Here is a 13,857-nt window from a genome sequence, read left to right as displayed (position 1 = left end):
CTTCCCATGCCTCTCGCCGAAGCATTCCCAGCGACGCTGATGACCAAGGACGGTGTGCGGATCGACGCCTCGCACATCCCGTCGCGAGGTGACGCCGATCTCGGCATCGTCCTCGCCCATGGTTTCACCGGCTCCTGGCGTGAGGGCACGACGCGGCGCATCGCCCACGTGCTGAGCGGCTTCGGCGGCGTGCTCGCCTTCGACTTCCGCGGCCACGGCAGGTCGGGCGGCCTGTCCACGGTCGGGGACGCCGAGGTGCTCGACCTCGACGCGGCGGTCAGGCACGCCCGCGCGATCGGCTACTCCCGCGTGGTCACCGTCGGGTTCTCGATGGGCGCCGCCGTGGCCGTGCGCCACGCCGCCCTGCACGCCGGCACGGACGCGGTCGTCGCGGTGAGCGGCCCCGCCCGCTGGTACTACCGGGGCACCCGCCCGATGCGGCAGGTGCACTGGGTGATCGAGCGGCCCTCGGGGCGGCTGGTGGCCCGGCTGGCCAAGCACACCCGCATCCAGGCCGGCCGGTGGGACCCGGTGCCGCTCCCGCCGTACGAGGCGGTGGCGCGCATCTCGCCCACCCCGCTGCTGATCGTGCACGGCGACGCCGACACCTTCTTCCCCCTGGAGCACGCCCACCAGCTCTTCGACGCGGCCCGCGAGCCCAAGGAGCTGTGGATCGAGCCCGGCTACGGCCACGCCGAGTCCGCGGCGACCCCCGCCCTCATCCGGCGGATCGGCGAGTGGATCGCCGCCGCGCCCGCGTACCCCGGCACGGGTCACCGATCTGCGGGGACGCGGGCCACCGGTTAACCTCCCGTTCCTGGGGCATCGGTTCGGGACATCGGCGGCGCGCCGGCGTCACCACGACCGGGCACAGGGGGTGGACCAGTGATCCTGGTGATCAATTCCGGGTCCTCGTCGGTGAAGTACCAGCTCGTCGACCTGGACGGTCCGACACGGATCAAGTCCGGCAAGGTCGAGCGCGTCGGCGAGCCGGACTCGGGCGTCCCCGACCACGAGGCGGCCCTCCAGCGCGTCGCCGACGAGGTGTCGATGGACTCCGGCGACCTCACGGCCATCGGCCACCGCGTCGTCCACGGCGGCCCGTGGTTCACCGGCCCGGTGCTGATCACCGACGAGGTGGTCAAGCGCATCGAGGAGGCCGTCCCGCTCGCGCCGCTGCACAACCCGGCGAACCTCGCGGGCATCGAGGAGACCCGCCGGCTGCGCCCCGACCTGCCGCAGGTCGCGGTCTTCGACACCGCGTTCCACAGCACGATGCCGGACGCGGCCCGCACGTACGCCATCGACCGCGAGGTGGCCGAGCGGTACGGCGTGCGCCGGTACGGGTTCCACGGCACCTCCACCGCGTACGTGTCACGCGTGGCCGCCGAGATGATCGGCCGGCCGGGCACGGCCAACGTGATCGTCCTGCACCTCGGCAACGGCGCCAGCGCCTCGGCCGTCTCGGCGGGCAGGTGCGTGGACACCTCCATGGGGATGACGCCGATGGAGGGCCTGGTCATGGGCACCCGGCCGGGCGACCTGGACCCGGGCGTGATCTTCCACCTGATCCGTGAGGGCATGACGCCTGACGAGGTGGAGTCGATGCTCAACCACCGCGCCGGCCTGCACGGGCTGAGCGGGGACAACGATATGAGAACGGTCATCGAGCGGGTCGCGGCCGGCGACGCGGACGCCGCGCTGGCCTACGCCGTGTACTGCCACCGGCTGAGGAAGTACATCGGCGCCTACTGCGCGGTCCTCGGCACGGTGCACGTGATCGCTTTCACCGGTGGCGTCGGAGAGAACTCCGCGCAGGTCAGGCGTAACGTGCTCGCCGGCCTCGAACCCATGGGCATCCGCCTGGACCCCCTGCGGAACGTGTCGGTCACCGGTGCGCGGGTGGTGTCGGCCGGCGACTCGGCCGTGACCGTCGCCGTCGTGCCGACCGACGAGGAACTGGAGATCGCCCGGGAAACCGACGGGGTTCTGGCGCGAACCAAATCAGAGTAAATGTCGTCTACCTCCAAAGGAGGTATGAGATCCACCAGGAGAACTCATGACCCGGGCATGTCTTCTGGCGGGGGCGATCTCGGACATCCTTGTAATGCGGGGCCGTCGCCCAGCGACGCGGGGGCGCGCTGGGCGGCGGTTACGCACGTCAGCCCAGGCGGGCGATCGACTTGTACTCCAGGTAGGACGACAGGCCCTCGGGGCCGAGCTCGCGCCCGATGCCGCTGGCCTTGTACCCGCCGAACGGCGACGACGGCTCCATGGTGTTCATCATGTTCACGCCGTACGTGCCCGTGCGGACCTGGCGGGCGATGTCCATGCCGTGGTCGGTGTCGGAGGTCCAGACCGTGCCGGACAGGCCGTAGTCGCTGTCGTTGGCGATGCGGACGGCGTCGGCCTCGTCGTCGTACTCGATCACCGAAAGGACCGGGCCGAAGATCTCCTCGCGGGCGATGCGCATGTCGTTGGTCACCCCGGCGAAGACGGTCGGGGCCACGTACCAGCCGCGGTCGTAGGGGCGGTCGAGGCCGCCGACGACCGGCTTGGCGCCCTCTTCGATGCCGAGCTTGATGTAGCCCTCGACCCGCTCCTGCTGGCGCTTGGCCACCATCGGGCCGATGCCGGTGGTCGGCTCCGACGGGTCGCCGACCGGCTGGGCGCTGACCATGTCCGCGATGGCCTGCAGGACCTCGTCGTACCGCGAGGACGAGGCGAGGATGCGGGTCTGGGCCACGCACGCCTGCCCGTTGTTCATGAGGGAGGCGATGGACAGGAAGCCCATGGCCGCGCCGAGGTCGCAGTCGTCGAGGATGATCGCCGCCGACTTGCCGCCCAGCTCCAGGCTGCACCGCTTGAGCTGCTCGCCGCAGATCCCGGCGATGCGCCGGCCGGCGGCCGTGGAGCCGGTGAAGGCCACCTTGTCGACGCCCGGGTGGGAGACGAGGTGCTCGCCCGCCTCGCGGCCGGCGGCCACGATGTTGACGACGCCGTCAGGGATGCCCGCCTCCTTGATCATCTCGGCGAGGAGGTAGGAGTCCAGCGGCGTCTCGGGGGCGGGCTTGACCACGACCGTGCACCCGGCGATCAGAGCGGGGGCGAGCTTGGTCATGATGACGAACTGGGGCACGTTCCACGGCACCACGGCGGCGACGACGCCGACCGGCTCGCGGCGCACCGTCACGGGGCCGAACATGCCGGGACGCTCGTCCTCGACCGCGAAGGTCTTGCCCAGCTCGCTGTAGTACTGCAGCATGCCGAGCGGCTGGGGCGCCTGGGCGAGCTGCGAGAAGGTGATGGGGCTGCCCATCTCGAGCGTGATGATCTCGGCCATCTCCGCCTGGCGGGCCGCGTAGAGACCGGCCAGCTTGCCGACCGTCTCGGCGCGCTCGGCCATGGACATCCTCGGCCACGGCCCGTTGTCGAAGGCCTGGCGGGCGGCGGCGACGGCCGCGTCCATGTCGGCGGGGGTGCCGTCGGGCACCCGGCCGATGATCTCCTCGGTGTGCGGGGAGACGACGTCGATCATCGCGGTGCCCGCGGGAGCAACCCAGTCGCCCCCGATGAAAAGACGGTCGTGCTGGAGCATGTGTCTGCCTCCTGGTCGGGTGGGCCGGGTCCTAGTTGACCGAATGCTTGCTTGTTTAGTCTTGCCATGGAGGGCTGTCGCTCACAAGCCGCATCGCCCGGTCGTTGCGACAGAACCATGTTCTGTCGCGGTTGGCAAGAGTGGGGGACCGTGGCCGCCGTCCGTGGGTAAGATCGACTGCTCGTTGCCGGGGCCTGACCACCCGATGGTGTAGTGATATGTCGGCTGGTGTCCGGAAATTTGTCGGGGCCCAATTCTCGGCAAACCCGCGACCTGCATATTCGCGAAGTGGTAGAAACTTCGCCATTGGTGTATAGGTTCTTCCGATCGTGTGACACCCCCGAAGATCGGCTTCTATAGTTCGGGACGTCTGAAGTGGGAGGGCTGATGCGATCAGGCCGTGTGCTGGTGCTGGCCACCGTCCTCGTCGGCCTGTTCTCGGCGCTCGCCGTACCGGCCGCCGAGGCCAAGCCCAGTCCCCAGGCCCAGCTCGAACGCCTCACCAAGCAGGCGGCGGACCTGCAGAAGGCCTACCGGGGGCAGATCGAGGGCCTTCAGGACGTGCGGGACGCCGCCGAGAAGGCCGGCGGCCGGGTCAAGAAGCTCCGCGCCGACCTCGCCGAGGCCAAGCGGCAGGTCGCGCAGTTCTACCGCAACTCCTACATGTCCGGCTCGCTCGACGGCCCCCGCGTGTTCAGCTACACCGGCGACCCCGACTCGATCCTCGGACAGGCCGCCACGGTCACCTACCTCGCCGAGGAGAAGAACCAGCGGCTGAACCGGATCGGCGCGCTGATCAAGGACCAGAAGACCGCGCAGGCCCAGGCCCAGGACAAGATCGTCGATCTCAAGAAGGAGATCAAGCAGCTCGAGGCCAAGAAGCGGGACGTCGAGGCGCTGCTGAAGAAGTTCGGCTTCCAGACGCCGGACGCGGGCAGCGGGCTGACCGCGCGCATGGTCAGCATCCGCAACGTCATCATGCAGAACTACCCGATGCCGTTCGGCGTCGGGTGCCTGCGGGCGGGCGACCCCGGCGAGCACGGCAAGGGCCGCGCCTGCGACTTCATGATGAGCGGCGGCGGCAGGATGCCCGACGCCGGGTCGGTGGCCCGGGGCGACGCCCTCGCGCAGTGGTGCATCGAGAACGGGCGCCAGATTGGCATCATGTACATCATCTGGCGCCAGCGCTACTACGACATCCGCACCGGCGCCGGGTGGCGGCAGATGTCCGACCGGGGCGGGATCACCGCGAACCACTACGACCACGTCCACGTCTCGGTCTTCTAGCGCTCCGGCCGCCCATGAGGCCACCCGCCGTCAGGGCCGTCCGCCGGGGTCCCCTCACTGGGCGGCGATGGCCGTCCGCCGGGGGTCCCTCAGGCCTCACTGGGCGGCGATGCGCTCCCTCAGCCAGTGGTACGAGGCCTTCGGCGTGCGCTTCTGGGTGGCGAAGTCGACGTGGACCAGGCCGAACCGCTGGTTGAACCCCTCGGCCCACTCGAAGTTGTCCAGCAGCGACCAGACGTAGTAGCCGCGCACGTCGACCCCCTCGGCGACGGCCGCCCTGACCGCGCCGATGTGGCCGTCGAGGAAGGCGATGCGCGCCTGGTCGTCCACCACCCCGTCCGGGCCGGGCTCGTCCGGCTGCGAGCAGCCGTTCTCGGTGACGTACACCGGCGGCAGCGCGTCGCCGTACCTGGCCCGCAGCCCGGTCAGCAGCTCGCGCAGCCCGTCGGGCACCACCGGCCAGCCGAACGCGGTCGTCGGGTAGCCGGTGATGCCGGCGTCCTCGAACGGCAGCTCTCCGGGGCCGGGCGGGGTGGCGGGGGCGGCGATGCGGGTGGGGTTGTAGTAGTTGATCCCGAGGCCGTCCAGGGGCTGGGCGATGATCTCCAGGTCGCCGTCCTGGACGGCGTCCAGCGCGGCCACCCCGTACGCCGACATATCGGGATATGCGCCGGTGAGGATGGGGTCGTTGAACAGCCGGTTGTGCAGGGTGTCGTAGGCGTCGGCGGCCCGCAGGTCCTCCGCGGAGCCGGACGCCGGCCACACGGGGGTGCAGTTGTTGGTGATGAGCACCTGGCCGGCCCGCGCCGCCCGCAGCGCCTGCACGGCGAGGCCGTGGCCGAGGAGCTGGTGGTGGGCGGTGGGCAGCGCGTCCAGGAACAGCGTCCTGCCCGGGGCGTGCGCGCCGAGCGCGTAGCCGAAGACCATGTGGATGAACGGCTCGTTGAGCGTGATCCACATCGGGACCCGGTCCGCGAGGCGCTCGGCCACGATCCCCGCGTACTCCGCCAGCCGGTGGGCCGTGTCGCGGTTCAGCCAGCCGCCCTTGTCCTCCAGGGCCTGCGGGAGGTCCCAGTGGAAGAGCGTGGCCGCCGGGACGATGCCCCGCTCGCACAGCTCGTCCACCAGCCTGTCGTAGAAGCCGAACCCGGCCTCGTTGACCTTCCCCGTGCCCTCGGGCTGGATTCTCGGCCACGAAATGGAGAACCGGTAGGAGTTCACCCCCAGATCGCTCATGAGCGTGACATCCTCGGACCATCGGCGGTAGTGGTCACACGCGACGTCTCCGGTGTGACCGTCTCTGATCCGGCCGGGCTCGTGGGCGAAGGTGTCCCATATCGACGTCCCCCGGCCGTCCTCCGTCACGGCGCCCTCGATCTGGTAGGACGCGGTAGCCGTGCCCCAAAGGAACATGATGACCTCCGGTGATATGAGTAGGCCTCATGCTAGGCCCGGCAAACGGATTCGGGAGGATGATGGAGGGATGACGAACGTCTCCGCAGGGACGCTGCGCCGCCGTCCCGCCCAGCGCCGCAGTGTCGAGCGGGTCGGGCGAATGCTCGACGAGTGCGCCCGGCTGCTCGACGAGGTGGGCTACGAAGCGCTGACCACCAAAGAGGTGGCCCGCAGGGCCGAGGTGCCGATCGGCACGTTCTACCAGTTCTTCCCCGACAAGCAGGGGCTGGTGCGGGCGCTGGCGCTGCGGAACCTCGACGCCTTCCTCGACCGGCTGACCAGCCGGCTCGCCTCGGCGGGCGTCTCCGACTGGACCGACGCCGTCGACCTGGCCGTGGACGAGTTCGTGGCGATGAAGCGCACCACCCCGGGGTTCGCCATCGTCGACTTCGGCGAGGTGCTGCCGACCCCCGGCGGGCCGCCGATCAAGGGCACCAACCGGCTGCTGGACGCCGCGCTGGAGAACAACGTCATCGTCGCCGACCGGCTGCGCGCGCTCACCATCGACATGCTGGGCGCGCCCAGGGGGCCGGGGCTCGACCGCGCGCTCATCGTGGCCGTCGAGGCCGCGGACGCGGTGCTGAAGCTCGCGTTCCGCACCCACCCCGACGGCGACCCCGAGCTGATCGCCGAGTGCCGGCGGCTGGTCCGGCGCTATCTGGCCGACCACCTGCCGGAACTGTGACCGTGACGCCGCCTCATCCACCCGGGCACGCCCCGCTCCGGCTTGACCTGGAGTGCACTCCAGGTGAAATGCTCGGAGTGTGAGCGTATACACACCGGGACAGGTGGTTGAGGAGACCGGGTTCAGCCTGGACACCCTGCGGTACTACGAGCGCATCGGCCTGCTGGAGCCGGTCGAGCGGAACGCCGTCGGCCAGCGGCGGTTCAGCGACCACGACCTCGGCTGGCTCGGCATGGTCAGGTGCCTGCGCGACACCGGCATGCCCATCGCCGAGATGCTGCGCTTCGCCAAGCTCGTCCGCAACGGGGAGCACACCATCCCGGAGCGCATCACGCTGCTGGAGTCCCACGACCGCGACGTGGAGGCGCAGATCGCGCAGCTCCGGGAGAAGCAGGACGCCATCAAGCGCAAGATCCACCACTACCGCGACGTCGTGGCGCTCTCCGGCACGCCGGTCAGCTGCCAGGCCGCGGAGGCCGGCTCCCGCTGATCCGGGCCTGCTCTCCGGAGTCATGGCTTCCCTTTTGCCCTGGTACATGGGGTTCTTTCTGCGCCGCCTGCTAGACCGGTAGCGGGAGGGAGCATGGCCGGACCGCGCCCGACACGGATGAACATCCCGCTGCTCCGGGTCGCGTCGGCCTGCGGGCTGATGGCGTTCGCGCTCATGGCGCACCTCACCGTCCTCCAGGCCTTTCGCTCCGGCACACTGTCCGTCGACCCGCGCAACCCCCGCACGACGACGTCCCGCTCCGGCTCACTGCCCGGCGGCCCGCGTGACCTCCGCGGGGCTGTAGGCGCTGGCCTGGATGTTGTACAGATCCGCGTAGATGCCGTCGAAGGCCATGAGGTGGGCGTGGGTGCCCTGTTCCACGACCTTGCCGTGGTCGAGGACGTAGATGCGGTCGGCGTACCGCACGCTGGCCAGGCGGTGGGTGATGAGCAGGACGCTGCGGCCGTCGGCGTGCCTGCGGATCCGCTCGAACAGGGTGTGCTCGGCACGGGCGTCCAGCGCGGCGGTCGGCTCGTCGCAGATCAGTAGCGGCGCGTCCCGGTAGAAGCCGCGGGCCACCGCGATGCGCTGCCACTGACCCCCCGAGGGCTCGTGGCCGTCCTTGAACCGGCGGTCGAGCAGCGTGCGGTAGCCGTTCGGCAGCTCGGCCACCACCTGGTCGGCCCCCGCGACCTCGGCGGACGCGTACAAGGCCTCATCGCCCTTCTCCAGGCCCATCGCGATGTTGTCCTTGGCCGTCAGCGGCCAGCGGGTGTGGTCCTGGGCGATGACCGCGATGTGCCGCCGCAGCTCGTCCTGGTCGACGTCCTGGACGCGCACGTCGTCCCACAGGACGGTCCCGCTCTCCGGCTCGTACAGCGCGGCAAGGATCTTGGAAAGGGTGGTCTTGCCCGAGCCGTTCTCGCCCACGAGCGCGACCACCTCGCCCTTGTCGATGTGGATGGACACGTGGTCCAGGGCGGGCTCCTCCTTGCCGGGGTAGCTGAACGACACGTCGTCGACGGTGATCCTCTCGAAGGCGGCGGGGGCCGGGCGGGGGCGCTCGGGGCCCATCCGCGCACGCGCCTCCGCGCAGAAGTCGAGGAAGTCGGTGAAGTACAGGCCCTCCTCGTACAGCCGGTTGGTGGAGTACATGAGGTTGGCCAGCGAGGACTGCCCCGAGCGGATGGCGAGGACGGCGGTGCCGGCCACGGCCAGCGGTACGGCGCCGGCCGCGAGCAGGATGCCCAGCGCGAGGTAGACCAGGCCGGTGCCCAGGCCGCCGAGCGCCTCACCGATGACACGCGCCACCGTCTGCCGCCGGGCGAGTCTCAGGACCGCCTCCTGCTCGGCCCCGGCCACCGCGTCGTACAGGCGCATCAGGAAGCGCCGCATGGTGAACGAGCGGACCTCGGCGGCGGTCTCCCGCTCGGCCATGAGGTTGGTCAGGATCCACTTGCGCCGGTAGAGCGGGATCATCGCGTACATCGTGGTGTACCGCATGCGGGCCGAGCGGACGGCCGCCCAGGCGTCGGGGACGACGGCGAGCACGAGCAGCGGCAGCAGCACCGGATGCAGGATGCCGAGGACGCCGGCCGCCGCGCCGATGCCGATCAGGCCGGTGAGCAGGTCGATCGCGGAGTTCACCACGCTGTCCACCATCGAGACGCCGCGCACGCGGGCCCGCTGGAGCGAGTCGTGGAAGTCGGGGTCGTCGAAGCAGATGAGGTCGACGCGGCTGGTCAGCTCGTAGAGCTGTTTCTCGGCGATGCGGCTGACCTGAGGCTCCAGCCGGGACTGCGCCCACCCGGCCCCGGCCTGGAGGCTCGTGCGCAGCGTCGCCGCCGCGCCGACGAGCAGGAGGCTGGGCAACGCGGCCCTGACGCGGTCGGGGGTGGGACCGGAGGAGAACAGCGCCTGCAGCACGCCGGTCGTGGCGAGCAGCCCGAAGGCGGTGAACATGCCGCCCAGCACGCTGAGGGAGATCGTCGCCAGTGTGTCGCGCGGGCTGGCCCGCCAGGCCATCTGGACGGCGTGGCGGATCAGGGCGGGGAGCCTGCGCGCCACCGTGAGAAAGCCGACGCCGGTCATCGTGCCGATGTGGGCGTGCCAGTCGGAGAGGCTGACCTCGCCGAGATCGATCAATGCGTCGTCCGGCCGGTCCGGATCGTCGGCGGTGGTGTTTCCGGTGGGTGGGGTGGTACTTGACGGGGAGATGTCCGGAGCCGGGCGCTTTTGTGGGGAGCCGTCCGGTGTCGCGTCCTTCGGGGTGGAGCCGTCCGAAGCGGAGGATTCCTGGGGAAGGTCGGCCATGCTCGCAGTGTGACCGGCGGCACCGACAGTTTAAAGCGGCTGCGGTAAAGGTCACTCTTTAGGTTGAAAGTGACAATTGCTTTGGTTCGCCGCATATGCCGGGGATGATGCTGGGACTACGCGCGCCGGACGTTCCCGCCCCATTCGACCCCGCCGCCCGGCGAGTCGGGAAGCTGGGAGGCGAGGCGCTCCGCCTCGGCGTGCAGCGCGGCGATGAGGAGGAGTTCGAGGCTCAGGTCTTCCAGGTCGGCGGTTTCCATCCGAGTCTCCCGAAGTGAGGTGCCCTGCCGGCCCAGAGATCGTCCGGGAGGCCGTTGCTCGTGGAATCTTACCTTCCGTGACGGCCGGTCGTCGCCCTGGCCTGTGTTGATCACTGTGTGTGCGCGGCAGGCCGGGGGAGGAGGGGGATCCGCCGGCTCGCGTCGCTTCTGGGCGGTCGCGCATGAGGGGTGGAGTTCGTTCGGTCTTCGACGCATCGTCGTCTCCTGCCGCCGACTGCCCGCGGGGTCGTGCTTCATACGGGAACGTGCCAGAACTCGTACGCGACCCGGCCCGGCGGGGCGCCGCGCAGGTGACGTGATCAGAGCAGAGTAGCCAAGTGATCATAATTACGGAAGGTGGGAATTTGCGAAAGTCATTTACATTCCGTGATCGCTCGGTCGCGGCATCGTGCCCCTGCCCGCGACCGTCCCCGGGCGGGGGCCCCGCGACCGGGGCATTCGCTTAGCGGGTAAGCCGGATACATCCGTCCCGCCGGGAATGGCGGGATCTCGCGGTTCCCGGGAGAACTTCCGGCGTCCTTGACGTGTGGCTTCACCAGCCTGGAGAAAGCGCCAAAAAGCACGGGATTCATTGGCATCTTTCGCGGTGCTCATCGGGGATGACGGGAATCCTTCCATCACATGAGCGCGCTCCGTAATTTGATGTAACACTTGAGTAATGGCCAGCACTTCCGCCCGCCGAGGCGTATGACAGCCACCACCGGCTTTCCGTCGGAGCCCGCGAGCTTTGTGGGCCGCCATTTCGACGTGACCGAGCTGGCGCAGCTTCTCGCCGTGACTCGTCTCGTGACGTTGTGCGGCATCGGAGGCATCGGCAAGACCCGGCTCGCGCTCAAGGTCGGGGCCGAGGTCGCGGGACGGTTCCCCGCCGGGGCGCGGCTGGTGGAGTTCGCCGGCGCCGACCAGCCCCACGAGCTCGCCGCCCGCGTCGCCACCGCGCTCGGCGTCGCGCCGCAGGCGTCCCAGACGTCGGAGGACGCCGTGACCAGGGCGATCGGCCACGCCCGCGTGCTCCTGGTCCTCGACGGCTGCGACTCCCTGGCGGGGGCGTGCGCCGAACTGTGCGAACGGGTGCTGTCCGCCTGCCCCCGGGCGGTGATCCTGGCCACCGCCCGCGAGCCCCTCGGCCTCCCCGCCGAAACACCCTGGCGCGTCCCCCCACTGACCCTCCCCCCCGACCCCGTCCCTCACCCACCCCGCGGCCCCGTCCCTCACGCGCCCCGCGACCCCGGCACCCACTCACCCCGCGACCCCGTCCCTCACTCACCCCGCGACCCCGGTACTCACGCGCCCCGCGACCCCGGTACTCACGCGCCCGGCGGCCCGGGCCCGTACGCGACCCGTGCCTCCGCTTCTCACACGACCCGAGACCCCGGTGTCCACGCGGCCCGTGACCCCGGTGTCCACGCGGCCCGTGACCCCGGTGTCCACGCGGCCCGTGACCCCGGTGCCGACGCGGCCCGTGACTTTGGTGCCCACGCGACCCGTGACCTCGGGCCCCATGACCTCGGGCCCCGTGACTTCGCGGACTGTGAGGCCGTCCGTCTGTTCCGCGATCGTGTGGCGGGAGCCGGGGAGGGCTCAGGGGGGAGTGGCTTCCTGGGGGCTCGTGACGGTGCCGCCGGCGTGGCCTCGCTGGTCCGCATGCTCCACGGCATCCCGTTCGCCATCGAGCTGGTCGCCGCCGCTGCGCGCACGCTCACCCTCGAACAGGTCGCGTCGAGCCTCGCCGACCACTTCCAGGAACCGGGCCCTCGCGAGGAGCAAGCCGCGGTCTCCCACCGCCGGGTCCTGTCGGCGACCATCGACTGGTGCCACCACCTGCTCAGCGAACCCGAGAAGGCCCTGCTGAGACGGGTGACCGTCTTCAGGGGCGGGTGGACGCTCCGCATGGCCGAGCGCGTGTGCGCGGGCGAGAGCCTGTGGACCGAGGACATCCTGACGCACGTCCGCGGCCTGGTCGCCCGGTCGCTGGTCGTGCGCGGCGAGGTCGCGGGCGAGACCCGCTACCGCCTGCCCGGCCCCGTCCGCGAGTACGCCACCGAACGGCTGGTCGTCTCCGGGGAGGACGACCGCTTCCGTGGCCGCCACCGCGACTACGTACGGGAGCTCGCGGTCGAGTTCGACTCGGCGATCAGACCCGGGCTGCGCGCGCCGTGGCCGACGACGCAGCGCCTGCTGCGGCAGCTCGAAGGCCTGGAGCCCGACCTGGCGAGCGCGGTCGAATGGTCCATCGAGGCCGGCGACCCCGAGCCGGCGATCCGACTCATCGTCGACCTGCGCTGGGTGATCATCAGCGCGGGTCCCCGCCATTTCGAGGTCGCCGCCTGGCTGGAGCGCCTGCTCTCCGTCGCCTCGCCCCACATGCCCGCCGGCCTCCGTGGGCGGGCGCTCGCGCTGCGCGGCACCCTCGCCCTGATGCAGGGCCGGCGGGACGAAGCGGGTGACCACGCCGAAGCCGGGCTGGCGCTCTGCCGCACCGCCCAGGGCCTGGCGAGCGACGCCCTCGCCCTGATCCTCCTCGCCCTCCTCGACCCCGAGGTCAGCCGCCACGACCCGCACGGAACCCTCCTCGACCCCGACACGACCCGGCGCCCGGTCTCCGGCGGTCTGTTCGGCGCCGACACGAGCCGGCGAGAGGCCGGTCCGGGTTCCCGCGACCTGGACGCTCGTGGGCGGGAGATCGCCGACGGCACCCCCGACCCAGGGACCCCCTCCAACGCGGAGCCCGCCCTCTACACGGAGACACCCCTCGCCCGGGGGTACGTCCCTGGCTTCGGGACCGTCCCCGGCTTGGAGACCGACCCCGGCTTGGAGACCGCCCCCGGCTTCGGGACCGTCCCCGGCTTGGAAAACGTCCCCGGCTTCGCGAACGTCCCTGGCATCGGGACCGTCCCCGGCTTGGAAACCGACCCCAGCTTGGAGACCGCCCCCGGCCTCGCGAACGTCCCTGGCTTCGGGAACGTCCCCGGCTTGGAGACCGACCCCGGCTTCGCGAACGTCCCCGGCTTGGGAACCGTCGCAGGCCCGGGGGACGTCGCCGGCTCGGGGAATGTCGCCGGCTCGGAGACCGGGAGGAACGCGGCGTTCGGCGGGCTGATCGAAAAGGCCGTCGGCGCGGCACGCAAAGGGGACCGGGGCCGGCACCTTCGCGTGCCCCGCCGCGAGGCGCCGGAGGAGGCACCGCTCGAACAGACCGGACGCCTGCGCGAGGCGCGCCGGGCGTACGAGGACGTCCTGTCGATCTGCAGTTCCCTCGAAGACCAGCAAGGCATGACGGACGCGCTCATCGGGCTGGCGCGCGAGGCCCGGAGCGAGGGCGAGCTCGTCACCGCGCGGCGCAACCTCGAAGGAGCGCTGGGACTGGTCAGGGCCTTCGACCCCCGCCAGACGGTCATCGAGTGCGTCGCGGCTCTCGGCATGGTCGCCCTGGAACAAGGTGACTTCACGGAGGCGCGCCACCGGCTCGGCGAGGCGCTCACCCTCAGCCGGGAAGCCGGGTTCGAGACCGAGACGGCCCACGGGCTCGAATCCCTGGCGGTACTGGCCAGCCGTGGCGCGGACGACCTGCGCGCGGTACGGCTGGCCGCCGCGGCAGAGGCACTACGCGAACCGGCACGCGGCTTCCACGCCCACTTCGTACCCGTGGAGGAACGTCCCACAATCCCCCCCAGGACACCGCTAAAAGGACCGTTCCCATCCCCCCTCGAAACCGACGCCTCACCACCCCCCCGCCCAAGAACCCCCC

General features: G+C 70.9%; 9 protein-coding genes and 1 pseudogene. 6 read left to right on the top strand and 4 right to left on the bottom strand.

The features are described from left to right. Positions 1-6 precede the first annotated feature (6 nt). On the top strand, positions 7-807 hold the full coding sequence (locus NYZ98_RS34270) for an alpha/beta hydrolase (RefSeq protein WP_262848071.1): 801 nt from the start codon (positions 7-9) through the stop codon (positions 805-807). Positions 808-885: 78 nt separating this feature from the next. Beyond that, positions 886-2,013 (top strand): acetate/propionate family kinase, encoded by a 1,128-nt coding sequence (locus NYZ98_RS34265; RefSeq protein WP_262848069.1) that lies wholly within the window; start codon positions 886-888, stop codon positions 2,011-2,013. 148 nt (positions 2,014-2,161) lie between these two features. Here the strand turns inward: NYZ98_RS34265 and NYZ98_RS34260 are convergent, their stop codons facing one another. Beyond that, positions 2,162-3,598: an aldehyde dehydrogenase gene (locus NYZ98_RS34260; RefSeq protein WP_262848067.1), complete on the bottom strand. Its 1,437-nt coding sequence runs from the start codon at positions 3,596-3,598 to the stop codon at positions 2,162-2,164. Between the two features lie 387 nt (positions 3,599-3,985). On the opposite strand from NYZ98_RS34260, the gene NYZ98_RS34255 reads away from it, so the two are divergent. Beyond that, positions 3,986-4,885: a coiled-coil domain-containing protein gene (locus NYZ98_RS34255; protein WP_262848065.1), complete on the top strand. Its 900-nt coding sequence runs from the start codon at positions 3,986-3,988 to the stop codon at positions 4,883-4,885. A gap of 96 nt (positions 4,886-4,981) precedes the next feature. Here the strand turns inward: NYZ98_RS34255 and NYZ98_RS34250 are convergent, their stop codons facing one another. Further along, positions 4,982-6,298 carry a GH1 family beta-glucosidase gene (locus tag NYZ98_RS34250; RefSeq protein ID WP_262848063.1) on the bottom strand — a complete coding sequence of 439 codons (1,317 nt, stop codon included), beginning with the start codon at positions 6,296-6,298 and terminating at the stop codon, positions 4,982-4,984. A gap of 70 nt (positions 6,299-6,368) precedes the next feature. Between NYZ98_RS34250 and NYZ98_RS34245 the strand changes: the two genes are divergently transcribed. Beyond that, the gene (locus tag NYZ98_RS34245) at positions 6,369-7,025 is read left to right on the top strand and encodes a TetR/AcrR family transcriptional regulator (protein ID WP_262848061.1); all 657 of its coding nucleotides are present in this window, start codon (positions 6,369-6,371) and stop codon (positions 7,023-7,025) included. 79 nt (positions 7,026-7,104) lie between these two features. Then, positions 7,105-7,515, top strand: a complete 411-nt coding sequence (locus NYZ98_RS34240) for a MerR family transcriptional regulator (protein ID WP_262848059.1) — start codon at positions 7,105-7,107, stop codon at positions 7,513-7,515. A 264-nt stretch (positions 7,516-7,779) separates the two neighbouring features. Here the strand turns inward: NYZ98_RS34240 and NYZ98_RS34235 are convergent, their stop codons facing one another. Continuing rightward, positions 7,780-9,828, bottom strand: coding sequence for an ABC transporter ATP-binding protein (locus NYZ98_RS34235; RefSeq protein ID WP_262848057.1), 2,049 nt, complete (start codon positions 9,826-9,828; stop codon positions 7,780-7,782). 116 nt (positions 9,829-9,944) lie between these two features. Beyond that, positions 9,945-10,088 carry a hypothetical protein gene (locus NYZ98_RS34230; protein ID WP_262848054.1) on the bottom strand — a complete coding sequence of 48 codons (144 nt, stop codon included), beginning with the start codon at positions 10,086-10,088 and terminating at the stop codon, positions 9,945-9,947. 768 nt (positions 10,089-10,856) lie between these two features. Between NYZ98_RS34230 and NYZ98_RS34225 the strand changes: the two are divergent. Beyond that, positions 10,857-13,857 (top strand): annotated as a pseudogene (locus tag NYZ98_RS34225) (hypothetical protein); the annotation flags it as partial.

The organism is Sphaerisporangium corydalis, assembly GCF_025506355.1.
In the GTDB taxonomy this organism is placed as follows: domain Bacteria; phylum Actinomycetota; class Actinomycetes; order Streptosporangiales; family Streptosporangiaceae; genus Sphaerisporangium; species Sphaerisporangium corydalis.
The sequence above is the reverse complement of the archived record's forward strand: the minus strand, read 5'-3'. Positions and strand labels throughout refer to the sequence as shown.

Excerpts from the sequence above, each read along its gene's own strand:
- NYZ98_RS34270 (WP_262848071.1), top strand. The coding sequence starts at position 7 with ATGCCTCTCGCCGAAGCATTCCCAGCGACGCTGATGACCAAGGACGGT.
- NYZ98_RS34260 (WP_262848067.1), bottom strand. The coding sequence starts at position 3,598 with ATGCTCCAGCACGACCGTCTTTTCATCGGGGGCGACTGGGTTGCTCCC.
- NYZ98_RS34255 (WP_262848065.1), top strand. The coding sequence starts at position 3,986 with ATGCGATCAGGCCGTGTGCTGGTGCTGGCCACCGTCCTCGTCGGCCTG.
- NYZ98_RS34250 (WP_262848063.1), bottom strand. The coding sequence starts at position 6,298 with ATGTTCCTTTGGGGCACGGCTACCGCGTCCTACCAGATCGAGGGCGCC.
- NYZ98_RS34245 (WP_262848061.1), top strand. The coding sequence starts at position 6,369 with ATGACGAACGTCTCCGCAGGGACGCTGCGCCGCCGTCCCGCCCAGCGC.
- NYZ98_RS34235 (WP_262848057.1), bottom strand. The coding sequence starts at position 9,828 with ATGGCCGACCTTCCCCAGGAATCCTCCGCTTCGGACGGCTCCACCCCG.
- NYZ98_RS34230 (WP_262848054.1), bottom strand. The coding sequence starts at position 10,088 with ATGGAAACCGCCGACCTGGAAGACCTGAGCCTCGAACTCCTCCTCATC.